The organism is Micromonospora sp. LOL_015 (genome assembly GCF_048060275.1).
In the GTDB taxonomy this organism is placed as follows: domain Bacteria; phylum Actinomycetota; class Actinomycetes; order Mycobacteriales; family Micromonosporaceae; genus Micromonospora_E.
In genome coordinates this window covers 1-255 of sequence record NZ_JBHMIO010000237.1, presented here as the reverse complement: position 1 = coordinate 255, position 255 = coordinate 1, and the positions used below count along the sequence as shown (strand labels likewise).

1 pseudogene is annotated in these 255 nt (G+C 68.6%); it reads right to left on the bottom strand.

What is annotated here, in order from left to right:
* Positions 1-255 (bottom strand): annotated as a pseudogene (locus ACFHWU_RS29645) (ribonucleoside-diphosphate reductase subunit alpha); the annotation flags it as partial.

Genomic DNA, 255 nt, shown 5'->3' with positions numbered 1-255 from the left:
GACCCCTCGGCCCGCTTGATCTGCTCCCGGACCGGTGCCGTCCACAGCCCGCGCGCCTTCAGCTCGCCGACCAGGTAGGTGTTGATCTGCAGGAACTCCCCGGACATGGTTTCGCGTTTGAACAGGTTGGACACCTGCGGCTCGATGCACTCGTAGCAGCCGGCGATCGAGGCGATCGTCGCGGTCGGCGCGATCGCGACCAGCAGCGAGTTCCGCAGACCGTGCGCGGCGATCGTCGACCGCAGCCGGGCCCAC